23 protein-coding genes are annotated in these 24,955 nt (G+C 65.8%); 10 read left to right on the top strand and 13 right to left on the bottom strand.

The window, feature by feature from the left end; all coding sequences use genetic code 11:
* The first annotated feature begins 52 nt into the window (after positions 1-52).
* Positions 53-1,453, top strand: coding sequence for an amidase (locus ABIE56_RS08935; protein ID WP_429243459.1), 1,401 nt, complete (start codon positions 53-55; stop codon positions 1,451-1,453).
* Positions 1,454-1,587: 134 nt separating this feature from the next.
* On the opposite strand, the gene ABIE56_RS08930 is transcribed toward ABIE56_RS08935, so the two are convergent.
* From ABIE56_RS08930 to ABIE56_RS08915, 4 genes are read right to left on the bottom strand one after another with little or no spacing between them, the layout of a single operon-like run.
* Positions 1,588-2,202, bottom strand: a complete 615-nt coding sequence (locus tag ABIE56_RS08930) for an ABC-type transport auxiliary lipoprotein family protein (RefSeq protein ID WP_429243458.1) — start codon at positions 2,200-2,202, stop codon at positions 1,588-1,590.
* Positions 2,199-3,137: an MlaD family protein gene (locus tag ABIE56_RS08925; protein ID WP_429243457.1), complete on the bottom strand. Its 939-nt coding sequence runs from the start codon at positions 3,135-3,137 to the stop codon at positions 2,199-2,201. Before ABIE56_RS08925 ends, ABIE56_RS08930 begins: the two co-directional genes overlap by 4 nt.
* A 3-nt stretch (positions 3,138-3,140) precedes the next feature.
* Positions 3,141-3,923 carry an ABC transporter ATP-binding protein gene (locus ABIE56_RS08920; protein ID WP_429243456.1) on the bottom strand — a complete coding sequence of 261 codons (783 nt, stop codon included), beginning with the start codon at positions 3,921-3,923 and terminating at the stop codon, positions 3,141-3,143.
* Complete coding sequence (locus ABIE56_RS08915) at positions 3,920-5,062, bottom strand: MlaE family ABC transporter permease (RefSeq protein ID WP_429243455.1); 1,143 nt, start codon at positions 5,060-5,062, stop codon at positions 3,920-3,922. The genes ABIE56_RS08920 and ABIE56_RS08915 overlap by 4 nt, the downstream gene beginning before the upstream one ends.
* A 106-nt stretch (positions 5,063-5,168) precedes the next feature.
* Here ABIE56_RS08915 and gcvT point away from each other — a divergent pair, with 106 nt between their 5' ends.
* Complete coding sequence (gene gcvT / locus ABIE56_RS08910) at positions 5,169-6,275, top strand: glycine cleavage system aminomethyltransferase GcvT (protein ID WP_429243454.1); 1,107 nt, start codon at positions 5,169-5,171, stop codon at positions 6,273-6,275.
* 65 nt (positions 6,276-6,340) lie between these two features.
* On the opposite strand, the gene ABIE56_RS08905 is transcribed toward gcvT, so the two are convergent.
* Entirely contained in the window at positions 6,341-7,057 is a 717-nt protein-coding gene (locus ABIE56_RS08905) for a DUF3103 family protein (RefSeq protein WP_429243453.1), read from the bottom strand.
* A 272-nt stretch (positions 7,058-7,329) separates the two neighbouring features.
* On the opposite strand from ABIE56_RS08905, the gene gcvH reads away from it, so the two are divergent.
* The 3 genes from gcvH to ABIE56_RS08890 all read left to right on the top strand — a co-directional run bounded on the left by gcvH (position 7,330) and on the right by ABIE56_RS08890 (position 10,139).
* Complete coding sequence (gene gcvH / locus ABIE56_RS08900) at positions 7,330-7,731, top strand: glycine cleavage system protein GcvH (protein WP_429243452.1); 402 nt, start codon at positions 7,330-7,332, stop codon at positions 7,729-7,731.
* Between the two features lie 435 nt (positions 7,732-8,166).
* Positions 8,167-8,829 carry a met regulon transcriptional regulator MetJ gene (gene metJ, locus ABIE56_RS08895; protein ID WP_429243451.1) on the top strand — a complete coding sequence of 221 codons (663 nt, stop codon included), beginning with the start codon at positions 8,167-8,169 and terminating at the stop codon, positions 8,827-8,829.
* A gap of 224 nt (positions 8,830-9,053) precedes the next feature.
* Complete coding sequence (locus ABIE56_RS08890; RefSeq protein ID WP_429243450.1) at positions 9,054-10,139, top strand: energy transducer TonB; 1,086 nt, start codon at positions 9,054-9,056, stop codon at positions 10,137-10,139.
* Between the two features lie 88 nt (positions 10,140-10,227).
* Here ABIE56_RS08890 and ABIE56_RS08885 read toward each other — a convergent pair whose 3' ends face one another.
* Entirely contained in the window at positions 10,228-11,550 is a 1,323-nt protein-coding gene (locus ABIE56_RS08885) for a serine hydrolase domain-containing protein (protein WP_429243449.1), read from the bottom strand.
* Positions 11,551-11,603: 53 nt separating this feature from the next.
* On the opposite strand from ABIE56_RS08885, the gene ABIE56_RS08880 reads away from it, so the two are divergent.
* The 3 genes from ABIE56_RS08880 to ABIE56_RS08870 are packed head-to-tail and all read left to right on the top strand — an operon-like array spanning position 11,604 to position 15,426.
* A complete protein-coding gene (locus ABIE56_RS08880; protein ID WP_429243448.1) occupies positions 11,604-12,185 on the top strand; it encodes a LemA family protein in 582 nt (193 codons plus the stop codon).
* A 15-nt stretch (positions 12,186-12,200) separates the two neighbouring features.
* On the top strand, positions 12,201-14,105 hold the full coding sequence (locus tag ABIE56_RS08875; protein WP_429243447.1) for a M48 family metallopeptidase: 1,905 nt from the start codon (positions 12,201-12,203) through the stop codon (positions 14,103-14,105).
* Positions 14,106-14,151: 46 nt separating this feature from the next.
* Positions 14,152-15,426 carry an NTP/NDP exchange transporter gene (locus ABIE56_RS08870; protein WP_429243446.1) on the top strand — a complete coding sequence of 425 codons (1,275 nt, stop codon included), beginning with the start codon at positions 14,152-14,154 and terminating at the stop codon, positions 15,424-15,426.
* Here the strand turns inward: ABIE56_RS08870 and ABIE56_RS08865 are convergent.
* The 3 genes from ABIE56_RS08865 to mtgA are packed head-to-tail and all read right to left on the bottom strand — an operon-like array spanning position 15,423 to position 17,624.
* On the bottom strand, positions 15,423-15,851 hold the full coding sequence (locus tag ABIE56_RS08865) for a CBS domain-containing protein (protein ID WP_429243445.1): 429 nt from the start codon (positions 15,849-15,851) through the stop codon (positions 15,423-15,425). The genes ABIE56_RS08870 and ABIE56_RS08865 overlap by 4 nt on opposite strands.
* A 49-nt stretch (positions 15,852-15,900) precedes the next feature.
* Entirely contained in the window at positions 15,901-16,875 is a 975-nt protein-coding gene (locus ABIE56_RS08860) for a glycosyltransferase family 2 protein (protein WP_429243444.1), read from the bottom strand.
* An 8-nt stretch (positions 16,876-16,883) separates the two neighbouring features.
* Positions 16,884-17,624 (bottom strand): monofunctional biosynthetic peptidoglycan transglycosylase, encoded by a 741-nt coding sequence (gene mtgA / locus ABIE56_RS08855; RefSeq protein ID WP_429243443.1) that lies wholly within the window; start codon positions 17,622-17,624, stop codon positions 16,884-16,886.
* A gap of 104 nt (positions 17,625-17,728) precedes the next feature.
* On the opposite strand from mtgA, the gene ABIE56_RS08850 reads away from it, so the two are divergent.
* Complete coding sequence (locus ABIE56_RS08850) at positions 17,729-18,664, top strand: Hsp33 family molecular chaperone HslO (protein WP_429243442.1); 936 nt, start codon at positions 17,729-17,731, stop codon at positions 18,662-18,664.
* A gap of 110 nt (positions 18,665-18,774) precedes the next feature.
* Here the strand turns inward: ABIE56_RS08850 and ABIE56_RS08845 are convergent, their stop codons facing one another.
* Positions 18,775-21,669, bottom strand: a complete 2,895-nt coding sequence (locus ABIE56_RS08845) for an EAL domain-containing protein (protein ID WP_429243441.1) — start codon at positions 21,667-21,669, stop codon at positions 18,775-18,777.
* 268 nt (positions 21,670-21,937) lie between these two features.
* On the opposite strand from ABIE56_RS08845, the gene ABIE56_RS08840 reads away from it, so the two are divergent.
* A complete protein-coding gene (locus tag ABIE56_RS08840) occupies positions 21,938-22,900 on the top strand; it encodes a hypothetical protein (RefSeq protein ID WP_429243440.1) in 963 nt (320 codons plus the stop codon).
* Positions 22,901-22,952: 52 nt separating this feature from the next.
* Here ABIE56_RS08840 and ABIE56_RS08835 read toward each other — a convergent pair whose 3' ends face one another.
* From ABIE56_RS08835 to ABIE56_RS08825, 3 genes are read right to left on the bottom strand one after another with little or no spacing between them, the layout of a single operon-like run.
* Positions 22,953-23,864, bottom strand: a complete 912-nt coding sequence (locus ABIE56_RS08835; RefSeq protein WP_429243439.1) for a DUF4097 family beta strand repeat-containing protein — start codon at positions 23,862-23,864, stop codon at positions 22,953-22,955.
* 28 nt (positions 23,865-23,892) lie between these two features.
* Positions 23,893-24,315 (bottom strand): hypothetical protein, encoded by a 423-nt coding sequence (locus tag ABIE56_RS08830; protein ID WP_429243438.1) that lies wholly within the window; start codon positions 24,313-24,315, stop codon positions 23,893-23,895.
* Positions 24,312-24,899: an RNA polymerase sigma factor gene (locus ABIE56_RS08825; protein WP_429243437.1), complete on the bottom strand. Its 588-nt coding sequence runs from the start codon at positions 24,897-24,899 to the stop codon at positions 24,312-24,314. Before ABIE56_RS08825 ends, ABIE56_RS08830 begins: the two co-directional genes overlap by 4 nt.
* Positions 24,900-24,955: the final 56 nt, after the last annotated feature.

Here is a 24,955-nt window from a genome sequence, read left to right as displayed (position 1 = left end):
CACGTCTTTCACATACGGGGTTTATAGTCGTCTCCAAGCGCAAGGAGATTCCATGAATACGATGTTGCCTGTCACCGCCACGGATATGCGCCGGGCCTCGCTGCTGCAGATCATGCACTGGTTGGCTATCGGCCGGGCGCAGCCGCAGGCCCTTTCCGATGCCTACCAGGACGCGATCGAGCGCCTGAATCCGGTGCTCAATGCCTACACGGATGTCAGCGTATCGCTAATCCAGGAGCAGGCCCTGGCTGCTGACCGGCGCCGCCGCGACGGCGTCATGGGCCGTCTGGATGGTCTGCCGATCGCCATCAAGGATAATTTCGATGTGGCCGGGGTACCCACGCGCGCAGGCATGCGGCGGCGCACCGTGGTGCCCGAACAGGATGCACACGCCATCGCGCGGCTGCGTGCCTCAGGTGCCGTGCTGCTTGGCAAGACCAACATGGATGAAGGCGCGCTCGGCCTCACCACGAATAATCCGTTTTATGGCGCAACGCACAATCCGCATCGCCTGGGTTACACGGCCGGCGGTTCGTCCGGCGGTGCCGCTGCGGCGGTGGCCGCGGGCATGGCGGTAGCGGCCATCGGCTCGGATACCCTGGGCTCGATCCGCGTCCCCGCCAGCTATTGCGGCGTGTACGCGCTGAAGCCCACCCACGGCGAAATCTCGGCCCGCGGCCTGGTGCCGGCCGCCCGGCGCCTGGATGCCGTGGGCTTGCTGGCGCGCGGCGTGGACGACCTCACCGTGCTGCTACAGACCCTGGCGGGGTACGACGCCGACGATGCGCGTTCGCGCCGCCGCCGCGTGGCGTTCCAGCCGCCCGATTGGGAACCGGGCAACCTGCGCACCGGTTTTCTGCCTGACCTGGCGTCGTTGGGTGTCGAACGCGACGTTATCGATGTATTCGACAACGCGCTTTCCCAACTGAAGGGCGAGTTGGGCGAACGTCGCGCCGTAGACTTCTCCGACTGGGATTTCGCCCGCACACGCCGTGCCGGGTTGCTCCTGATGGAAGCGGAGATGCTCAACACGTTTGCCGACGAGCTGGCCGATGAGGCCTACCCGGTATCGCCCGGGTTCCGTCAGATGGTGGACTTCGCGGCGAAGAAATCCGCGGCAGACTACGTCGCGGCCGACCTTGTGCTCGATGCCGCTACGCTGAAGATGCGCCGCTTGTTCGCCCAGGTCGATGTGCTGGTCATGCCGACCACATCGCAGGGTGCGTTCCCATTGGATCAGCCGGCACCGGCATCGCAGGCCGATTTGTGCAGCTTCGCGAGCCTCGCGGGTTGCCCCTCGGTGAGCATTCCCATGGGCACGCTGCCCAATGGTTTGCCCATCGGCATGCAGCTGGTGGGTGCGCGCGGTTCCGATCTGCGCCTGCTCGAACTGGCGGCGGTATGCGCTTCGTCGCTGGATGCCGAGCCGGCGTACCCCGTCGAACCCAAATAACCGGCGGCTGTTGTAGGAGCGCGCTTGCGCGCGATTCAAGGTTGCCGCGAGCACCCATCGCGCGCAAGCGCGCTCCTACAGTACACAGCGGCGCGACCAGTACGCAGCGGCGCGACCAGTACACAGCGGCGCGATTATTTGCTGGGCGCGGCCTGGTACGTCCAGCCCATCACATCCCGCGACAGCTTATCCATCGCCCGCCCAAAGGCCTGCACCACCTGCGGCACCTCTTTGCCGTCCACCGGTTCCCGAACCTCAAACCGCTGGCTGGCCACGATCTGGTGCTTGTGCGAATTGGCCAGCATGGCATCGAAGCGGATCACCACCTCCGGCTTGCCATCGGCGTAGTCGGTCTGGAAAGCCGCGAGGTTCCCGCCAAGCTCGTAGTCGGCGGCCAGGTTGCTGTCATCGGTGCTCAGCGCCGTCACGCGGCCGCTGTCGCGGAACGCATCGGTCAGGCGGTCACGGAACACATGGGGCGCACTGTCGTTCCAACGCGCGCCTGCATACACCGTAATCGTGTTGTCCGAGGGCACCACGGCGATCCGTGCGTTATCCAGCGAGCGCGGTGCGTTCGGCGTGGCGACGCGCAGGCCCCATGGCACCGGCGCGGCAGCGGCGGCGGTCGGTCGGGCGCCCGGTGCGGCCGGCAACGTATAAACGCTGGGCTGCTCGGCCTTCGGCAGGATGGAGCAACCCGCGAGCGCGGCAAGCATCAAAGCGGAAAGGGTGAACCGCATACGGCTCATGGGGTGAACTCCTTGGTTTTCTCGCGCCCGAACAGGTAGCCGCTGGGGTTCTCATCCAGGCGCCGCGTGATCGAACGCAGCGATGAAAGGGTGTCGCGCAGTTCGCGCAGGGCCGGCGCCAGGTCGCCCAGGCTGGCGGCGCCGCCATTCAGCGCATCGCTGTTGTCGTTGATCAGGCGATCGATCGAGGCCATGGAATGTTCGAGCGACGCCATGGCGCGCTGCGCGCTTTCCAGGGTGGCCTTGCCCTGGCCCTGGACCAGGCCGTTGGCGTTGTGCACAAGATCCTTGCTCTCGGCCAGGGTTTCGTTGGCCTGCTTCGTCGCCACGTCCAGCTGCTTGATCAGCGAGCGGATGTCCTCGCGCTCATCGGCGATCACCCCGGTGGTTTTGTCCAGGTGATCCAGCGTGCGCTCGATCCGGTGCACGTTCTCGGGCGATAGCAACTCGCTGGCGTGCGCCGCCGCCTGGTTGATATTGGTAATGAGGTCTTCGCTGTTGGAGAGCAGCTTGGCCAGCTGCGAGGTATCCGCATTAATGATGGGCACCTCGCCATCATGCCCCACCAGCAGCGGGCTGCCGGGCGAGCCGCCGGAAAGCTGGATGATCGCCACGCCAGTCACGCCGGTCAGCGCGAGCTTGGCGTGCGTATCCTTGCGCAGCGGTGTATCGCCACTCACGCGGATGCGCGCGAGCACCCGCCGCGGATCATTCGGGTCCAGCCGCAGCTGGTTCACATCGCCAAGGCGGATGCCGTTGTACTGCACCGCGGAACCCCGCGACAGGCCGGTGACCGCCTCGTTGAAAACCACGTCGTAGTAATTCCACTCCTGGTCGGAGTGCGCCTTGGCCAGCCACACCCCGAAGAGCAGGCCGCCTATGACGATGACAAGGGTGAAGATGCCGATGAGGATGTGGTGCGCGCGGGTTTCCATGTGTCAGTCCTTGCCTTGGCGGGCGGCGAAGGTGGCCGCGCGGCCGCGCGGTCCGTTGAAGTACGCCTGCACCCAGGGATCATCGGTGCGGGCCACTTCATCGATCGGGCCTACGGCGAGCACGCGGCGCTGGGAAAGCACGGCGACCCGGTCGCAGGTGGAATACAGCGTGTCCAGGTCGTGGGTGACCAGGAACACGGTGAGCCCCAACGCATCGCGCAGGGTGACGATTAGGCTATCGAAGGCGGCCGCACTGATCGGGTCGAGCCCGGCCGTGGGTTCGTCGAGGAAGACGATTTCCGGATCGAGCGCGAGCGCGCGGGCCAGGGCGGCACGCTTGATCATGCCGCCGGAAAGCTGGGCGGGCCATTTACGCCCCGCATCCACGGGCAACCCCGAAAGCGCGAGCTTCACGCCGGCCAGGCGCGTGGCATCGGCGCGATCAAGCTTTGCGTGTTCGACCATGGGCAGCGCCACGTTCTCGGCCACCGTCAGTGAGGAGAACAATGCGCCGCTCTGGAACAGCACCCCGAAGCGGCGTTCCACCAGCGAGCGTTTCTCCTCGGGCAGAGAAAGCAGGTTCTCGCCGAACACGCGCACCTCGCCGGACACGGGGCGTACCAGGCCGATGATCGTCCGCAGCAGTACGGATTTGCCGGTGCCCGAACCGCCGACGATGCCGATGATCTCGCCGCGCCGTACATCCAGGTCCAGGTTCTCGTGCACGGTCTGCGTGCCGAACCGGTTGGTGAGGCCGCGCACTTCAATGACGGTTTCGGTGCTCACCAGCCCATCTCCATATAGAAGAGGGCCGCCACCGCATCGAGCAGGATCACGACGAAGATGGATTGCACCACGGCCGAGGTGGTGTGTTCGCCCACGGACTGGGCGCTACCGGATACCTTGAAGCCCTCCATGCAGCCGATCACCGAGATCATGAAGGCGAACACCGGCGCCTTGGCGATGCCGACCAGGAACTGGCGCAGCTGCATGTCCTCCTGGAACATGTTCAGGAACATGGAGGGCGACATCTTCAGTGTGGCCAGGCAAACCACGCCGCCGCCGACGATGCCGGCAATCATGGCGACGAAGGTGAGCAGGGGCAGGGCGATGAGCAGGGCCAGCACGCGCGGCAGTACCAACAGCTCCACCGGGTCCAGCCCCAGCGTGCGGATCGCGTCGATCTCCTCGCGCGCCTTCATCGAGCCGATCTGCGCCGTGAACGCACTGGCCGTGCGGCCCGCCAACAGGATGGCAGTGAGCAGCACGCCGAACTCGCGGAGGAAGGCGAAGCCGACCAGGTCGACCGTGAAGACGCTGGCGCCGTAGGCGGCCAGGGCGGTGGAGCCCAGGAAGGCGACAACGGCGCCGACCATGAAGGACAGCAGGGCCAGGATGGGCACGGCATCCAGGCCGGTCTGCTCCAGGTGGGACACCAGCGAGGTGACCCGCCACCGGCTGGGGCGCCAGGCCGTCGCGGCAAACCCCTGCAGGGTGATGCCGATGAATCCCAGCAGCTTCGCCGTCTGCTTCCAGAACGAGGCCACCGCACGGCCAATCCGCTCCAGCATCACCACGAACCCGGCATCGCGCTTGCGCGGTACGCCCTTGCAGTACGTATCGATCGCGTCGCCCACGGTCTTCAGCAGGGCACGCCGCGCCGCCGGCAGGGCCTCGTCCTGGGCCAGCGCCTGGGTGCGCGAGCTGCCCAGCAGTTCGGCGATAACGAACGCCCCGGACGTATCCATGGCGTGGACATCGTGGATATCCACCTGCACCCCGGCACCGAGGGAGCCGGCCAGTTCGTTGGCCCGCTTCTGCAGGGCCTCGTAAAAGGGCAGGGTCCAGTCCCCGCGGAGCACGAGACGCTCGCCGCCGGTATCGCGGGTGAGGGTGACCGTGCCGGGCAGCGAAGGGGTATCCATGGAGCCGAAGGCTAGCAGGAAGATGTTGCGGCGCGCTTGGACTTGGCGCTCGCTGCCGGGATAATGCCGGGCTGGCCCCCATGCCCTATCCCCTGAAGGTAAGACAATGACCGACAAGACCGAACTCAACGCCACCCACCGCGAGCTCGGTGCCCGCATGGTCGATTTCGGCGGCTGGGATATGCCCATCGCCTATGGGTCGCAGATCGAAGAGCACCATGCCGTGCGTAACGATGCCGGCATGTTCGATGTGTCGCACATGACCGTGGTGGACCTGACCGGCGAAAAGACCCGCGATTTCCTTCGCAAGCTGGTCGCCAACAATGTCGACAAGCTGGCCAAGCCGGGCAAGGCCCTCTACACCTGCATGCTGGACGAGACCGGCGGCGTCATCGACGACCTGATCGTTTATTTCCTGCGTGAAGATTTCTTCCGCCTGGTGGTGAACGCGGCCACCCGCGCGAAGGACCTGGCCTGGATCGAGAAGCAGGCTGGCGCGTTTGGCGTCAGCGTCCGCGAGCGCCCGGAGTTCGGCATGATCGCGGTGCAGGGCCCGAACGCGCGCGAGAAGCTGATCGGCCTGCTGCCGGCGGAAGTGCAGGAGAAGGCCCGCAAGCTTGGCAAGTTCGCCGCGCTGGAAACGGAAGGCCCCGATGGCATGCCGCTGTTCCTGGCCCGCACCGGCTACACCGGCGAAGATGGTTTCGAAGTGGTGGTGCCGAACACCCGCGTGGTCGAGCTGTGGAACGCCCTGCGCGAAGCCGGTGTGGCGCCGGCCGGCCTGGGCGCGCGCGATACGCTCCGCCTCGAGGCGGGCATGAACCTCTACGGCCAGGATATGGATGAATCCGTATCGCCGTGGGAAGCCGCACTGGCCTGGACCATCTCCCTGGATGAGGGCCGTGACTTCATCGGCCGCGACGCGCTGGAGAAGCACAAGGCCGATGGCGTGAAGCGCGTGATGGTGGGCCTGGTGATGGATGACAAGGGCGTGCTGCGCCACGGCCAGAAAGTTCTCACGGCGGCGGGTGAGGGCGAGATCCTCTCCGGCGGTTTCGCCCCCACGCTCGGCAAGTCCATCGCGTTCGCACGCGTGCCCGCCGGCGAGCTGGGCGATGTGCGTGTCGATATCCGCGGCAAGGAAGTGCCGGTGCGCGTGGTGAAGTTCCCGTTCGTGCGCGATGGCAAGCCGATGGAAGGCATCGCCGGCTGATCACATACATATATATACGTATGTGAAAGAGAGGGCGGCCCTGGGCCGCCCTCTTTGTTTCCGCTTCAGCCGATGGCCACGGGCTTCAGCGTGACCTTGGCGTTGCGGGCGGCGCCAAGGCGATCCTTGTAATACTCGCCTCGCTCGATCGTATAGAACGAGTCCACGTAGTCGTGATCGTCCTTCAGCCAGCGGGTGCCCATGCTATCGAGCACGGCATCGCCGATTTTACTGACGAGGCTGAGCGCCGCTGCCGTGCGGCCCGTCGCCACCGATAGCACCTTGCCTGCCGCATCGCTGATGTCGCGGACCACCGAGCCGTTAGCGTCCTTCGTTCCCTGGTCGCTATCACCCTTGTCCTTCTCCACCGGCGTGTCGGTTCCGGCGGCGGTGGTGCCGCCGGTGTCCGTCGCGTTCGCTGGCGCGCCCGGAATGAGCAAGCCACCCAGGTCACCGACCGAGCCGACCAGCGTGCGGGCGAGCACGTTGAAGTCCAGGTCACCGTCGCGCTCGAACAGGTGGATGTTCACATACCGGGATGCGAAGTCGCTCCAGTGGATCAGATCCATATTCGGCGTACGTGGCTGGTTTGCCGCCGTGAGAAATGGCAGCTGGTGGACGGTGACCTTGGGCTGGCCACCCATGCCGACACCCGAGATCACGGCGAAGATCTCCGCATCGCCCTTGGGGAAGGATTCCTTTGCATCTTTCAGTTCGATGCGCTGCAAAACGGTGAGGGCTTCTTCACCTGCCGCATCCGTGCGGGGGGTCTGTGCATCCATGGCAATTCCTTGTGTCGTTGGGGGAAGCACCCGCCGGGTGGGCGGGTGTGGCCAAGACTTTGCCGTGGCGCACGCCCACGCTCTGTCGGCCGGCGCCGACGCGTGCGTGCGAATTCGATGTGTCAAAAGTCCGTCACCGCCTGCGTGCTGGTCGGGCAATGACTGATGGCAGGGCCAGACGCCGGTGCGACGCAGGGCGCTTCCGCATCGCGCCCGGACCGGTACAATTACGGCTGCTACCACCGCCCCCTCCCGAGAACGAGGCATACCCCATGAGCGAAATCCCAGGCGATCTGCATTTTCTTAAGTCCCACGAGTGGGTGCGCATCAACGATGACGGCACCGCCACCGTTGGCATTTCCGACCACGCCCAGGGCGCACTCGGCGATCTCGTATATGTCGAGTTGCCGGAAGTGGGTAGCACGGTCGAGGCGGGCAACGACAAGGGCGTTGCCGTCGTCGAGTCCGTGAAGGCCGCGTCGGATATCTACTCGCCGCTCTCGGGTGAAGTCGTCGAGGTGAACGAGAAGCTCTCGGACGCGCCGGAAACGATCAACAGCGATGCCTACGGCGACGGCTGGATCTTCAAGATCAAGTACGCCGACCGGAGCGAAATCGACGACCTCCTGGGTCCCGATGAGTACAACGAACTGGTCGAAAACGAAGACCACTGACGGTCGGTCGGAACGTTCGAACCTGGTGCCGGTCGTCTTCGACCGGCATTTTTTTGTCCGCGGCACCCCTTTGGGGAAAATTTTTTTTGGCCGTCAGTCGACTTCCGTTCATCCCCGCGAAGCGCCCTTCGAGGTCACTCGGCAGCACGCCGATTGACCGTGCGACAACTCGACGGCCGCGCGTACGCGTTTCGCAAATCGGTTCACGAAATGCCTTTATTCAAGGTGTTTTTGTAAACGTGCGAATCGCTGAAAATGATTTGCGAGCAAACGGAAAATCGATTGAGGGAGGTCCGCAAACCTCCCTCCGGTTATCTCCCGACGCCCTTCGGGGTCGCGTGATCTAGCCGCAAGGTCTTCAATCTAGAGCCAAAATTTATTGACAGCGGATTTGTTCAGGAATAGCTTTTGCGTCAATTGACGGGGAACCCGGAAATGGAAACTGATAACTTCATCCGACCGTATGTGGAGCACGGTTCGAAAGCGGGAGCGGTACGCAAGATCACGGTATCGATTCCGCTGCACATCCTCCGCCTGCTTTCTGATGAACGCACCCGCCGACAGGTCAACAATTTAAGGCACGCAACGAACAGCGATTTGCTGGTTGAAGCGTTCCTACATGCTTTTACTGGGCAACCACTGCCAACTGATGAGGAGCTGAGACGAACCATGGCCACTGCCAAGAAAGCCACTGCCAAGAAGTCGGCCGCCAAAAAGGCGACCAAGAAGTCCACCGTGAAGCGCACGGCTGCCCGCAAGGCACCGGCGAAGAAGACTGCGGCCCGTAAGGCTGCGGTGAAGAAGACCGCCCGCAAGGCTGCGGTCAAGAAGACCGCCCGCAAGACGGCGGTGAAGAAGGCTTCGACCCGTAAGGTCGCTGCCAAGAAGGCCGTCAAGAAGGCCGTCCGCAAGGCTGCGCCGAAGAAGGCTGCAGTGAAGAAGACCGTCCGTAAGGCTGCCGCGAAGAAGGTTGCCCGCAAGGCTGCTCCGCGCAAGGCTGCTGCGAAGAAGGTTGCCGCTGCCAAGGCTCCTCGTGCGACCAAGGCGGCCAAGGCCCCCAAGGCGCCGAAGGCCGTCAAGGCACCGAAGGCTGCGTAAGCAAAGCACCACCTTCTAATAAGAAAGCTGTTTGCGAATTAGCTCCCCGCGGTGCCCAGCGCGGGGAGCCACTTCGAAAATTGACCCCGGCCCGGCCGGGGTTATTCATTTCCAGCGCCAGCGTATATTCCTGCCCCCGGAAAACCTCCTAGGCCCGCGGGCTGGATTCACGCCCCCATTACGGTTACCTTTCCTGCCACGCGCTGCGTGGGACGGGGGGTCCCATGCGTCAAGCCATCAGGGGGCGCGCGTTCATTCCGGAGTCCAGTCCCGCCGCCATGGATACCCGTCATCGATTCCCGGTGCGCCACCGCATGCGCGGTGCCATCAATCCGGTCACGCTCGCCGTCCTCGCCATCGTCGTGGTGCTTGGCGTGGCTGCGTATTTCCTCATTATTAAGCCGTACCACGATGCCAACGTGGACCTGACCCAGCAGGGCGCGACCAGCGCGACCAAGCAGGGTGCATCCCGCGAGGCACCGCCGGCCAACGTCGATGCGCTGAGTGTCGACCAGCTGCTGGCCGAGGCGCGCACTGCCATGAACGACCAGCGCCTGGTCGCCCCGGCAGGCAACAACGCCTTCGAGTTTTATATGAAGGTGCTGCAGAAGCAGCCGGGCAACGCCGTGGCCGCCGATGCGCTGCGTGAAACCTTCTCGTACGGCGCTGCCGCGACCGAGCAGACGATTAACGCCCGCGACTTCAACGAGGCGCAGCGCGAGATCGACCTGCTGGCCAAGGCCGACCCGGCGAACTACACGCTCACGATCCTTCGCTCCAAACTGGATGCGCAGCGCAAGACGTTGGATCGCGAGCAGCAGCAGGCCCAGGATGCGCAGAAGGCGCAGCTCGCCCAGCAGAACGCAGCGGCAACGGCGAAGGCCCAGGCTGAGCAGCAGGCGGCCGCTGCGGCGGAAGCGCAGCGCCAGCAGGCCGCACGTGACCAGGCGGCGCGCGTGGCGCAACAGCAGCCGGCAGCACAGCCACAGCAGGTTGCCCGCCCCGTCGCGCCGACGCGCACGGCCGATGCGGAAGCCATTACCGATGCCGTGCTGGTGCGCCAGGTGAACCCGCGCTACCCGACGGCGGCGATGCGTTCGAACCAGGAAGGCTGGGTGGACGTGGAGCTTACGGTCGGCACCGATGGCACTGTCAGCAATGTGAACGTGGTGGATGCCCAGCCCAAGCACATCTTCGACCGCTCGGCGATCGATGCGGTGAGCCGCTGGGAGTTCAAGCCGGCCATGCGCAACGGCGAGCCGATGACGGTGACCCTGCGCCGCAGGTTGCAGTTCAACCTGGGCCGCTGACCGAAACAGCGATCCAAGAAAAAGGGCCCCTTCACAGGGGCCCTTTTTTTTGCGCCCGTCGTCACCGGGCATTTTTCCAACAAAGGCCTTATTTCTTCTTCTTGGGGGCTGCTTTCTTCTTGGCCGGGGCGGCCTTGGTCTTCGTCGCCGCCTTGGCCGGTGCCTTGGCAACGGGCGCCGTGTGCACGCTGCCCTCCACGCCCGCCCAATCCACGTGGGGCAGGCCGAGCAGATCATCGAACACCATGGGCATCAGGCCTGCCGGGATAGGCGCCGCGGCATTCCACATGGTGACCACGCCCGCGTGGTACTTCGGGAAGAAGCCGATCATGGTGCGGTAACCCGAGACGGCGCCGGCGTGGTAGACCAGATCCTCGTTCGCATAGGTGAAGACGCGCCAGCCGAGCGCATAGTGCGCATCGGTCACGCGCGCGCGGCGCCAGGGCTGCGAGTGTTCTTCCGAAGGTGTGGCCACGCCCGGCGCGTGCAGCACATCGAGCGACGGCGTGGGCAGCACATCGGGGCGGCCGCCCATCTGCGCCATCAGCCACTGTTCCATATCGCGCAGGCTGGCGTTCACGCCGGCCGCAGGGGCCACGCGGTAGTACGCATCGTTCGGCTCGTACGGGATCCAGTTGTGCGGGCCGCCACGGTGCGGGCGTGCCCAGCTCTTGCTGGCCTCCAGGGCATCGCGGCCGTAGCTCGCGGTGGTCATGCCCAGCGGCGCGAAGATGCGCCGTTCCACCTGGCGGAAGAAGTAGTCGCCGGTGGTCGCGTAGATCACGTCGCCGATCATGCTGAAGGCGACGTTCTGGTAGCCGTAGCACGCGCCGACCTTGCACGACAGGTCCACCTCATCGAGCTTGCGGACCAGCTCCTCGTAGGGTGCATCGGCCTCGAGCATGGCATCGTAGGTATTACGTGGCAGGCCCAGGCGCTGGCCGAGGATGTCGCGCACCGTCGCTTGTTGCGCCGCCTGCACATCCTTCAGTTTGAAGTAGGGCAGCGTATCGGTGAGCTTGGTATCCCAGTTCAGGAAACCGTCGCGGACCAGCACGGCAGTGACGCCCGTGGCGAACGCCTTGGAGAGCGAGGCCAGGCGGAACACGGTTTCCGGCGTCGCCGGTTCCTTCGTCTTCGCGTTGGCGTAGCCGATGGCGCGCTCGTAGACAACCTTGTCGTCGACGATGATCGCCGTAACGATCGCCGGGGCGGCGTCGCGGGCTTCGGCGGCATCGAGCCAGCGTTTGTAGTCCTCGACGGTCTGCTTCACGCGATCGGCGGGAATCTTCGCCGCTTCCGGATCCACGTGGACGACGGGTGGTTTCGGCGGGGGTGCCGCGAGGGCGGCAGGGACGGCAAGTGCAGCGGCAAGCGCGCAGGCGAGCAAGGAGGCGGAACGAAACGGCATGCTATTCTCGCGGCACATCAGGCGTGGGGGCACGCCGCGGAGGGAAGGGGACCATGGCACTGATCGTGTTGCTGATCATCGTGATTGGCATTGTCGTGTACTTCATCGGCATCTACAACGGACTGGTGACGGCGCGTAACGGCTACAAGAACGCCTTTGCGCAGATTGACGTTCAGCTAACGCGGCGCCACGACCTCATTCCCAACCTTGTGGAAACGGCCAAGGGCTACCTCGCCCACGAGCGCGGCACGCTGGAAGCCGTGGTGCAGGCGCGAAACGCCGCCGTGGCGGGCCTGGCGGCGGCGAAGGGTCATCCCGGCGAGGCTGCTGCGATGCAGCGCGTGGCGGAAAGTGAAAATGCCCTCGGCCAGACGCTCGGGCGGTTGTTCGCGCTTCAGGAAGCCTACCCGGACCTGAAGGCCAACCAGACCATGATGCAGCTTTCGGAAGAACTTGCTTCGACCGAGAACCGCGTCGCTTTCGCCCGGCAGGCCTACAACGACGCCGTGATGACTTATAACAACCGCCGCGAGACGTTCCCGAACTCGCTGGTGGCGGGTGGCTTCCCGGCCGCTGAACCGCTGCAGATCGAACAGCCCGCCATGCGCGAGGCACCGAAGGTGTCGTTCACGTAAGGGCGGCGCGCGCGCATGGATTTCTTCCAGCGCCAGGAACAGTCGCGCCGCATGGGGCGCTGGCTCGTCGTGCTGTTCATCCTGGCCGTGCTCGGCACGGTGCTCGCCGTGGATGCCGTGGCGTACCTCGCCGGCATGATCTTCAGGAAACAGACGCCGCCGTGGTTCTGGGCCGCCTGCGCCACGCCGGCGGTGCTGCTCGTGATCGGGGTCGCCATGGCGTGGCGCATGGGCAGCCTGTCGGCGGGCGGCGCCGTCGTGGCCAGCGATCTCGGGGGCGTGCCGGTGGATCCCGCGACCGCGGATCCTGCGCTACGGCGTCTGCGCAACGTGGTCGAGGAGACCGCGATCGCCGCCGGCATGCCGGTACCGCGCCTGTTCGTCATGGAGGGCGAGGCATCGATCAACGCGTTCGCCGCGGGCTACGGGCCCGACGATGCCGCCATCTGCGTCACGCGCGGATGCCTGGACCAGCTCGATCGTGACGAGCTGCAGGGCGTCATCGGGCATGAGTTCAGCCATATCCTCAATGGCGATATGCGGCTGAATATCCGGCTCATGGGCTTGCTGTTCGGGATCCTGGTGCTTTCGGTGGTCGGGCGCGAGGTCATGAGCTTTACCGGGCGCGGCCGCGACAATTCGGTGCGCGTGGTGGCGTTGCTTGGCCTGGGGCTGTGGCTGGTCGGGTCGATCGGCTTGTTCTTCGCGCGGCTCATTCAGGCGGGCGTCTCGCGTTCGCGCGAGTCGCTGGCGGATGCATCCGCCGTGCAGTTCACCCGGCAGACCCGGGGCCTCGCGGGCGCCCTGAAAAAAATCGCTGGCCTGCCTGGCGGTTCGACGCTCACCTCGCCCAAGCGCGCTGAAGTCGCGCACATGCTGTTCGGCGAAGCGTCGGCGGTGACCTCATGGTTCGCCACCCACCCGCCGATCATCGAACGGATCAAGGCGCTCGATCCTGCGTTTCGTGAGGCGGATCTTGCCGATGCGGTGGCTGCGGCCGCCGCGCATGCCGACGCTGGCGTACCCGACGAAGACGTGCAGGCAGCCACACGTGGCTTTGCCGCGACCACTGCCGGCGGCGTTGCCTACGCCACCGCGGTGGCCAGCCGCGTCGGCACGGCCGAACCGCGGGACCTGGAACACGCGGGAAGCGTGCGCGCCGGCCTGCCGCCCGCGCTGGTGGCGGCGGCGCACGATCCGGTGAGGGCGCGCGCGCTGGTGCTCGCGATGCTGCTGGCGCCCGCCGGTCAGGCCGATGTCCACGCGCAACAGGTGAACGCACTGCGCGTGGTGCTCGGCGAGGCGGACGTGGGTCGGCTCATGGAGCTGCAGCCGCTGGTGGCTTTGCTCGCGCCCGCGGCACGCCTTCCGCTCGTCGATATCGCCGCCCCCGCGTTGCGCACATTGGCCGCGCAGGACCGCGAGGCGCTGCTGACCCTCGTTCGCGAGTTCGTCATGGCGGACCGCCAGGTGGATCTGTTCGAGTACGCGCTCTCGCGCCTGTTGCGCGCGCGGCTGGTGGGCATGGGCGACCCGCGAGCGGCAGCAAGGCCGGGTGAGCGCAAGCTGCGTGATGCGCGCGATGCGTACAGCCGCCTGTGCGCCGTGGTGGCCACCTTTGGCAACCCGGACCCGCTGGCTGCACAGCGGGCATGGCAGCTCGCGCAGCGCGAAGCCTTCGGCGAGACGGGAGCAGCCATGCCTTCCGTGCCCGACTGGCGCATGGCCTTCGATGGCGCGGTGATCGAACTCTCGCGCTGCAACCCCGCGTCGAAAGAACTGGTGGTCCGTGGCCTGTGGCTGGCCATCGCCGCCGACGGTGTGGTCACGGTGGCCGAGGCCGAGTGCCTGCGCGCCATCTGCGCCAGCCTGGGCTGCCCGCTACCGCCGGAGTTCGTGGACGAAGCGCGCGGCGCCTAAGGCCCGTGCTAGGCTTTTGCGGCCTCCTCCGGAACCGCCGGCCACCGTGAACGTTCGCCGATCCCCGCTGGGCGAGGGCGCCACCCTGGCGCTTTCGATCATCGCCTTCTTCTTCGTGATGACCTCGTACTACGTGCTGCGCCCCCTGCGCGACCAGCTCGTCGGTGCGGTGGGATCATCCTCGCTCCCTTGGTTCTACGCGGTGGTGCTGGTCACCATGCTGGCGCTTACACCGGTGTTCGGCTGGCTTGTCGCGCGTTTCCCGGGGCGGCGCGTGGTGGCCACGAGCTACCTTGCCTTCATCGCCTGCATGGTCGCCTTCATCCCGGCATTCGTCGCGCAGGACACGATAGGCGCGAAGACGCTGGGCGTGGTCTTTTTTGTCTGGGTGAGCGTCTTCAACCTGTTCGTCGTGTCGCTGTTCTGGAGCTTCATGGCGGATATCTTCCGTAGCCGCCAGGCGCGCCTCGTTTTTCCGTTCATCGCCTTCGGTGGCATGGGCGGCGCCCTGCTGGGCCCGCTGATCACACGGCTGCTGGTGGAGCGTATCGGCGTGCCATCCATGTTGCTGATCTCGGCGATCACGCTGCTCGCGGCACTGGGCGCGCTCATGGCGCTGTCCGCACGCCCCGGCGATGCCGGGGCCGCGCATGGCGAGGCGGTGGGTGGCTCCATCCTTGAGGGCGCGAAGTCGGCCTTTACGCAGCCGTTCCTGCGCTATATGGCCATCCTGATGCTGCTCAGCGATGGCATCGGCACCATGGCCTACGCGCTCGTGGCGGACTATGCCAAGGCCCACTTCACCGACAACGCGGGCCGCACCGCGTTTTACGCCAGCCTCGATCTGTGGGTGAACGGCCTGGGCGCCATCATGCAGCTCACCCTCACACCGCTGCTCCTGCGCGGGCTGGGCGCGGTATGGGCGATGGTGGTGCCATCGCTGGTGAACTTCGTGCTGCTGGCGTTGCTCGTCGTGTTCGGGCCAGCGGATATCGGCGTGATGGGCTTTACGGTGCCGCTGATTGCGGTGGTGATGATCGGCAGCCGCGGCATGACCTACGGCATGATCAAGCCGGCTTCGGATTCGCTGTACACCCGCATGCCGCGCGAGGCGCGCTACAAGGGCAAGAACTTCATCGAGACCGCCGTGTGGCGGTTCGGCGACCTTGCCGTCACGAGCGCGCTCACCGCCGCCCGCATGGCTGGCGTGGGCATCTCGACCATTGGCCTGGTCTGTGCCGGTGTCGCCGCCATCGCCACGGAAATCGCACGGCGCGCGGCGACCTCGCCCGACCTGCTGCCGGAAGATCGCGATCGCTAGCTCGTGATGTAGGCCTCGAGCTGGTTGATCGTTTCCTTCTGCTCGTCGATCGTCGCCTTCACCAGGTCGCCAATGGAAACGACCCCGACCACGCGGCCGCCATCCAGTACGGGCAGGTGGCGCAGGCGGCCGTTGGTGCACAACCGCATGCACTCATCCACCGTGGCATCGGTCGCTACGGTGATGACGCTGGCGGTCATGATGTCCGCGACGGGTGTGTCGCGTGACGAGCGGTCCTTCAGGATCACTTTCCGCGCGTAGTCACGCTCGGAAATGATGCCGACCAGTTCGCTGCCCTTGATGACCACGAGTGCGCCGACATTCTTCTCGGCCATCTGCTGCACGGCCTCGTACACCGAGGCATCGGGCGCGACCGCGAATACTTCCTTGCCTTTGGCTCCCAGGAGATGCTTGACCTGCTGCATGCTCGACTCCCCGGATGGGCGCGGCGCGGATCGCCGCGATAGCCAGAGTCTACGCCTGCCCGGGGCCATGGGAGTCATGGCCGGGTGAAGGGTGGCCGGCACCGCGCCGGTCCTCCACGTAGTAGAGCGGCCGGCGCTTGGATTCGGCGTACGTACGGCCCACGTACTCGCCGATGATCCCCAGCCCCATCAACTGGGCGCCACCCATGAACAGGATGACGACGAGGAGCGTGGGGTAGCCGCGTACCGGGTCACCCCAGATAAGCACCTTCAGGATCACCCACAGGCCGTACAGGAAGGCGACGCCAGCCGCCGACATGCCCAGCCACGTGGCCATGCGCAGGGGAGCGACGGAAAACGACGTGATGCCTTCGATGGCCAGGTTCGTGAGGCGCCAGTAGTTCCATTTCGTATCGCCCGCCACGCGTGCATCGCGGTGGTAACGAAAGGACACCTGGCGGTAGCCGATCCAGGCGAACAGCCCCTTCATGAAACGCTGGCGCTCACGCAGCTCGCGCAGCGCCGCGACCGCGCGCCGTGACAACACCCGGAAATCGCCGGTATCGCGCGGCATCGGGTTGTCGGAAAGCCGCTCCATGAGCCGGTAGAACGCCGCGGACGTGAAGCGCTTAAGGCGCGTCTCGCCCGCCCGGTCTGCACGCGTGGCGTACACCACGTCGTTCCCCTCGTGCAGGCGGGCGACCAGATCGGGAATCAGCTCGGGGGGATCCTGCAGGTCGGCATCGATCACCACCACCGCATCGGCATCCACCGCGTCTAGCCCGGCGGTCATCGCCGCTTCCTTGCCGAAGTTGCGTGACAGTCGCAGCCCGACAACGCGTGGATCGGTCTGCGCCAGGCGATCGATGATTGCCCAGGTGTCGTCCGCACTGCCGTCATCGATGTAGATCACCGATGCGTTCACATCCATGCCATCGAACACCGCTGCAAGACGTCCGTGGAAGCGTTCGAGGACGGCGGTTTCGTTGTAGGCCGGCACGATGACGGCGAGCGAGGGTGGCATGGCAGTGCTCATCGGACGCGCCCCGAAACAGGCGCGGGGCGGCTAAGGTACGCCGGGCCACCCAGTTGGGCCATCTGCTGCGAGATCCATGCCGTGCGGCGCAGCACATATGCGCTGGGCGCATCCACACGGAACCGGCGCGGGTTGGGCAGCACCGCGGCAAGGCGGGCCGCCTGGGCTACCCCGAGCCGCGACGGCGGCACGTGGAAGAATGTATCGCTCGCCGCGCCAACGCCGTACACGCCATCACCCAGCTCCACGGTGTTCATGTACACCTCGAGGATGCGCCGCTTTGGCCAGGTCGCCTCGATCAGCACGGTGAAATACGCTTCCAGCCCCTTGCGGATGAAGCTGCGGCCATTCCACAGGAACAGGTTCTTGGCGGTCTGCTGGCTGATCGTGCTGGCGCCGCGCAGCCGCTTGCCTTCATCGGCGGCGTCGATCGCATCCTGGATCGCATCCACGTCGAAACCGTGGTGGAAGGGGAATTTCTGGTCCTCGCCGGCGACCATGGCGATGCCCACCTGCGGCGAGATCTCGTCCCAGGGCACCCAGCGATGGCGCAGCGTAAAGCCCTTCTCGCCGGTGAGAACCGCCTCAACCCGGCGCTCCATCATGAATGCGCTGGTCCACGGTGGCACGAAGCGCAGCACCAGTACCACGAGCCACGACAGGGCCAGCCAGGCAATGGCCAGCAAGGCGACGAGGCGGACGATGCGGCGGAGCAGCGAGCGGGGCGTCGGGGGCATGGCGGCGCGATGGCGAAGGATGGCGCAGTATAAGGGCCAAAGGCGCCGGGCTTGTCGCATGCGCGCTCCGCCCCCATCTTTCGTCGGATCACCAGGAGGCTACCGTGACCGATTCCCTTGTCGAAACCCTCGTTTCTGACGACGTGCTGCACCGCTTCATGCTTGAGAAGGCGGGCGTGCGCGGCGTGCTTGTGCGGCTGGGACACAGCTGGCAGGAAATCGCCTCGCGCGTGGATTACCCCCAGGGCCTGCGCGATACGCTGGGGCAGGCCGTGGCAGCCAGCGCGCTGCTGACCGGCAACATCAAGTTCGAAGGCTCACTCTCCCTTGAGTTCAAGAGCCAGGGTGCCGTGCGGCTGCTGTTCGCCGAGTGCACCGACCAGGGCCGTGTGCGTGGCCTTGCCCGCTTCAATGCGGAAGGCGTGGATGAGGCCGTGGCGGGCGATACCGTGAAACTCGGCACGCTGGACGAGGCGATGCTCGCGATCACCGTGGGCCATGCCGAGAAGGGCCGTTACCAGGGCGTGGTGGAACTGGCCCAGGATGCGTCGATCAGCCAGGCACTGGAGAGCTACTTCGAGCGCTCCGAGCAGCTGCCCGCACGCATCGTGCTGGCCGCCAACGGCACGCATGCCGTCGGCTTGATGCTCCAGCCCATCGCGGGCGAGGGCGGCCACAGCGCGGCCGATGCCGATGACGACGCGTGGAACCGCGTGGGCCAGCTCACCGCCACGCTGGGGGCGAAGGAGATGCTGGAGACCTCGCCCGAGCAGTTGCTGTACCGCCTGTACCACGAGGAATCGGTGGGCCTGTACGATCCCCGCGCACTCGCCTTCGGCTGCACGTGCTCGCGCGAGCGCGTGGAAGGCATGCTCCGCGCGCTGGGCCGCGACGAGGTCGAGGCAACCCTTGAGGATCGTGGCGGCGAGATCGAAGTCGTCTGCGAGTTCTGCGCCACGCGCTACACGTTCGATCGCGTAGATGCGGAGCAGGTGCTATCCGGCGCCGATAACCCGCCGGCACCTCATACCTTGCAGTAAGAGCATCGCGCGCAGCGCGCTCCTACAGCAGCCCGCGTTGTAGCTACGCAGCGGGAGGTTGTAGGAGCGTGCTTGCACGCGAAAAGCCAACAAAGCGGCGAGGCGGGACCCTAAGCGTCCAACGACAACGGCGACCCCAGCCATTTGCTCGCCGGTGCCGGTTGCGCGAACAGGAACCCCTGGCCGAACCGGCAGCCGATGCGGCGAAGCGCACGCATCTGCGATTCGGTTTCGATACCTTCGGCGATCACCTGCATCCGCAGCGAATTGGCAAGCGCCTGGATCGCACGTACCACGGCCGTGCTGTGGCCTTCGCTTTCCTCGGCCGGCAGCTCAATGATGAACGAACGGTCGATCTTCAGGGTCTCGATCGGGTACTGGTGCAGGTAGCTCAGCGACGAGTAGCCGGTGCCAAAGTCATCCAGTGCCACGCCCACGCCGTGCTGGCGCAGGTTTTCCAGGATGCGCTTCACCTGGGCCGGGTTTTCCAGCAGCGCACGCTCGGTCACTTCCACGCGGATACAGCGGGCAGGTACCTCGTGCTCGGCGAACAGATCGAGCAGGCGCTGGTCGAGGTTGGGTGAGCGGAAATGGCTGCCGGACACGTTGATGCTGATGAAGCCTTCATCGCGTGTGAGCGCGCGCGCCTGGCGCGCCACCTGTTCGAAGATCTGCCAGTCGATGGCCTCCGCACAACCGGTGTCCTCGGCCACGGCGAGGAATTCGGCAGGCGGGAGCAGGCCGCGCTCAGGGTGGCGCCAGCGCAGAAGCGCTTCATACCCGACCACGCGGATGTCCTCCAGATCCACGATGGGCTGGAAGAACGGTACGAATTCATTGCGCGCGATGGCGCGGCGCAGGTCGCCTTCCAGTTCCAGTAGCAGCAGGGCTTCGCGGCGCAGCCGGTCATCGAAGACGGCCGCGCGGTGGCGGCCCTCGGCCTTGGCGCGATACATCGCCGAATCCGCATCCCGGAGCAGCTCTTCCGGCCGGGTGTAATCCTGCGTGGGCAGCGCGATACCAATGGAGGCGGAGGTGAAGATCTCCTTCGCGCCCAGGCGGAACGGTGTCTGTAGCTGCGCGATAATGCGTTCGGCGATATGGGTGGCGGCCTGCGGATCGGTAATGCCTTCCACCAGCACGGCGAACTCATCGCCGCCCAGGCGGGCCACCACATCGCGGGTCTTCAGGCAGGCGCGCACGCGGCCGCCCACCTGGAAGAGCAGGTCGTCGCCCACCAGGTGGCCCACGGAATCGTTGATCACCTTGAAGCGGTCAAGGTCGATGAACAACACCGCGAACAGGTCGGCCGGGGTTTCACGGTAGTGGTTTAGCGCCTGCTCCAGGCGTTGCAGCAGCAGCGTGCGGTTGGGCAGGCCGGTGAGCGAATCGTGCAGAGTTTCGTACTTCAGCCGGCGCTCGACGCGCTCACGCTCAGCGATCTGTTCGCGCAGGTCGCGGTTGGCCAGGGCCAGCGCGCGGGTGCGTTCGGTGACGCGCCGCTCGAGGCTGGCGTACGCCTGCTTCAGCGATTCGGTGGTGTACTTGCGCTGCAGCGCGTTAGCGATGTGGTAGCTCACGAAGGTGAGCAGTTCCTGGTCGCGTGCGCTGTAGGTATGTTCCGGGGTGTAGCTCTGCACCGCGAGCACACCCATCGATTTCTCGTTCCAGATGAGCGGCACGCCCAGCCAGTGCAGCGAGCGTGCACCGCTGGTGGAAAGCACCTGGTCGCGGTTGAGGCGATCGATTTCCTCGCGATCAGCGAGCAGCGCCTTGCCGTTGCGCAGCACGTACTCCGTGAGGCCGCGGCCCAGCTCGCGTGGTTCGCGCACGCCATCCAGTTCGTCGACCGAATACGGGAACGTCAGCTTGTTCTGGTCTTCGGAAAGCAGCGCGATGTAGAAGTTGCGCGCATAGAGCAGGCCACCGATAACCCGATGCACGGCGGCGTAGAAATTTTCGATGCTGTCGGAGGTGTTTGCGAGCTCCGCAATACGGAACAGCGCCGCCTGCAGGCGTTCACCGCGCTGGCGCTGAAGCACCTGCTGGCGGAGCACGCGGTTCGCTTCGCGTAGCGCTGCGGTGCGCGTGGTCACGCGCCGCTCCAGCTCCTCGTGCGCCTGCCGGCGCTCCAGTGCCGTCTGCACGTGCTGCGCCACGTAGGTGAGCAGCTCACGGTCGTTCTGTGTGTAACGGGTATCCGGGCGGTAGCTCTGCACCACCAGCGCGCCGACCACATCGTCGCCACGCTTCATCGGGACGCCCAGCCAGTCATCGCTGGGTGGGCCGATCGGCACGCGCGGGCCGGGCAGGTTCTTTTCCAGGTCGGTGCTGGCGCCCATCATCGATTTGCCGCTCTTGAGCACATGCCAGGTCAGCGTGTTCTCAATGGCCTCGATGGGGCGAATGCCTTCCGGATCCGGAATATCCGGGTCCACCGAATCGACGAAATACGGGAAGCGCACCGTGCGGTTTTGCGCGTCGTACAGCACGATGAAGAAATTCTCGGCGTACATGAGGCTGCCCACGATCCCGTGCAGCGCGCTCATCATGTCGTTCATGTTGTGCTCTGCACCCGCCTGTTCGGCGATGGCATAGAGCGCGCGCTGCAACCGTTCGGCGAGCGCAAGGCGCGAGATGGCCTCGTAAAGGTTGGCGGTCTCGGCAAGCTGGCGCAACCGCGCCGAGGCCAGCCGTCCCAGCCAGCCGATCATGTCGGCCCAGGAGGCGGCATCCTGTTCGCTGGTATGGAGTTCGAGGAAACGCTCGGTTTGCGGATCGCTACCGAGTTCGACCACCTGCAAGCCACGCTCGGGTTCGGCCAGGGCCTCGCGCCACGCGATGCGGGCCTCCGGCAACAGGCAGCGCGCGAAAGCCTCGCATTCGTTGCGAACGCTCTCGGCGTCCGCCGCACGCAGCAGGCGCTCCACGGCATCGTGCAAGGGCTCGATCTCGCCGGAACCGGGCGCCTGCAACGAGGGGCTTTGGGATGGAGCGATAGTCATCGCCTGCATGGTTTCCGGTCGTGGTCGGTTCAGTCTATATGCGATCAGGCCGGGGCGCGACGGGCCCACGGGGCGCCAGTCTCACGCGCCCTGCGCCAGTCATCAATAGAACACCCCCGTGTTTAGTCATAAACGGCAGGTAATCTTTTTTCTTAAGGCGCCTGCGTCGGGGTGTTAGTAAAAAGTAAAATGGGGTATGCTTCTACCATCCCGCCAAGGCTGGTGCGGGGGGACGGGGAAAGCCAGCCATTTGCCTGAAAAGGTCCTCATGCGTAAGTCCTTGCTCACCACGCTTCTGTTCATGCCGCTCGTCGCGGCAGGGCAGGTCGTGCCGGTGGGTTCGGACACATCGCCGGCCCGCCTGCTGGCGGCGCCCACCGAGGGCGACGGCGGCCAGGCAGCCGTGCCGCTGTGGCGCAGCCAGGATGGCCGTACGCTCTCCGCCACCTCCGATGATCGCACCGACCCGACCAGCTCGCTGGCCGTGCGCCCCGTGCAATCGGGCCCGTTCCTCTCCAGTGGCCTGCAGTACGACCTTGGCCCGCGCGTTTCCGCGCATGCCAACGTCAGCAACCAGGGCTGGATCAATTCGGCCGAATCCTGCGGCACGGCCGCGGCCGCCGCCCACAGCGATGGCCGCTGCAGCTCGCCGGGTACGCCGCCGCGTATTGTCGGCAGCGAAGTGGGCGCCACGTACCGCGGTTCCGGCTATAGCGTAGGCATCGGCCTGGGTTCGGCGCGGCCGAGCGGCGCGAACGTCGCCCTGCCGCGTGTCGTATCCGGCCTGACCACGACATCGGGGCTGCCTTACAGCGCGCTCTCGTCGAGCACGGAATTGAATGCGCATGGCCGCCTTGAGCTCGGCGGGCGTAGCGGTATCGATCTGGGTGCCAGCGTGGGCCGCGTTCGCCTCACCCCGGGCAATCTGCTGGGCGTCGGCGCTGTCGATCAGAAGTCGCTTAGCCTGGGTGTCGATCGTGGCCCGCTGTATGGCGCGATCACGGGCCGTACGATGCAGCCGGAAGCGGGCGCGGTGAATGCCCTCAACGGCGACCGCCGCTGGAACGCCATCGACCTGGGCGTCACCTTCCGCCTGCCGTGGCGCGGTGAACTCTCCGTCGGCGCGCAGAACGTGTGGTCGTCGGGTTCGGGCGAGGCTCCCAGCGGGCCTAACCTCCGCGAGCCGGATCAGTCGCGTACACCGTACGTGCAGTACCACCAGGATCTATAAAAAAAGCCGCGGATTCCGCGGCTTTTTTTCTAAGGAGCCCACCGGGAACGTGTCAGTTCCCGCCGCGGCGGATCTTCACATCACCGCTGAAGGCTTCCAGGTGGATGTGCCCGGCGCCCGAACCGATCGTCGTCTTCAGCTCCTTGCCCGGGCCATCGTCGCCCTTGGTCGGGTTGCCGAAATCGCTGCGCAGGTCGCCGCTGAAGGTCGATGCCTCGAGCCGCGCTGACGTGTTACCGGGCAGGCCCAGTTCCACATCGCCGCTCATCGAATCGACGGTGAGCTTGCCGCCATCGGCGATACCGCCCTGGATCTTCGTATCGCCCGATACCGTGCTGAAGTTCGCGTCCTTCCAGGGGCCGCCGCCGATCGTCATGCGCCCGGAAACGGTCTGGGCTTCGATCTTGTCGGCGATGGCCGGCGCAGTGATATCGCCCGATACCGTCTGCAGGTCAGCCTTGCCCGCGCTGCCGGCCAGATCGATCGTGCCGCTCACGGTCTGCATGCTCACTTCGGGGGAGCGCACGCTGGCGCGGATGCGCCCGCTGACCGAATCGACCTCGATCTTGCCGCCATCCAGGCCATCGATACTGACCGGGGCGCTGACCACGTTGATCTCGATCTGCACGGACTTGGGTACGCGCACATTCAAAACCGTGCTGCCCATGCGGGTGTCATTGCCCCAGCCGCCGAACCAGCCGTTCTTGCCACCGTTGGCTTCGACATGGATATCGACGTTGTTGGCGTCGCCCTCGAGTTCGAGCGGCTTGGCGCCATCGGCGAGCGTGCCGGTGACCTGCACCTGGTTCTTGTCCCAGGCGGTCACCGTGACTTCACCCTTGGTGTTATCGATGGTGATCTTTGCCGTGGGCCGGATGTCTTTCGACAGGTTGATCGGCGTCGAGGCGTACGCCTGACCGATCGACAGCGCCAGCAGCAGGGGAGTGATGTAGAGCGTTTTCATGGGATGGATCCTGGCGGTTGTCGCGGTTTTAGCCGGCCTGCTTGTCGATGGTGCGCAGGCGGTCACGCTGGCGTTCGGTTTTCTGCAGCAGGCGCTGGAGCGCTTCGGACTGCGGGGAATCCTGCATGGCCTGGGTAAGTTCCATGCGGGCGGCATCCAGTTCCACCGCGGCGCCGGTCAGGCGTGGATCGGTGGGCTTCCAGTTGGTGTGCGCCTCGGCCACGGCATCGCTGCCGCCGGGTGCCAGGTGCAGGCCTATGCCGCCGCTGATAACGGCAACCGCGGCGATCGCGGCGGCCATCAGCCAGGGCTGGGCGCGTCGGTGGCGCGAAGGCGCCGCGGCAGCGGGGGCTTCATCCAGCCGGGCGTCGATGCCCGCCCAAAGATCGCGGCGGGGCGCAACCGGGCGGTTGAGTGAGCGCATCTGGCGCAGGTATTCGAGTTCGTTCATGACCTTTCTCCCAGCACGCGGCGGAGCAGGCCGCGCGCACGGTGCAACTGTGCTTTGGAGGAGCCCACCGCCATCTGCAATTCGATGGCGATCTCCTCGTGTTTCCAACCTTCCACGTCGTGCAGCACGAGGACGGCACGGGCCCTCGGGGGCAAGCCCGAGATGGCCTTTTCCAGTTCGTCGCGCTCGATGGAGCGCAGCGGATTATCGGTATCGGTGATTTCCGGCAGGTGTTCGTCATCGACGATGCTGACCGGATCGGCGTTGCGGGCGCGTATCGACATCAGCGCCACGTTCACCGCCAGGCGGTAGACCCAGGTGCCAAAGGCGCTCTCGAAGCGGAAGCTTTCCAGCTTCTGCCAGGCGCGGATGAAGGCTTCCTGGGTGAGATCTTCCGCCCGGGCGTGGTCGAACGCGGCCAGGCGAAGGATGGCGCCATACACCCGATCGGCGTGGCGGCGGTACAGCACCTCGAACGCCTTGCGGTCGCCCGCCATGGCGGCGCGCACGGTGTCGTCATCCGACACGGCGGCGGGCAGCTCAGGCTGCATGAAGGAAGTGGCGGCGAGGCATAGGGCGTTCATCTTGCCAGCTTGGATGCCGGCTGGGGACAAACGGTTTAACGGGGCGCCAGCGTCGA

Origin of the sequence: Luteibacter sp. 621 (genome assembly GCF_050435445.1) — a bacterium.
Lineage (GTDB): Bacteria > Pseudomonadota > Gammaproteobacteria > Xanthomonadales > Rhodanobacteraceae > Luteibacter.
The sequence above is the reverse complement of the archived record's forward strand: the minus strand, read 5'-3'. Positions and strand labels throughout refer to the sequence as shown.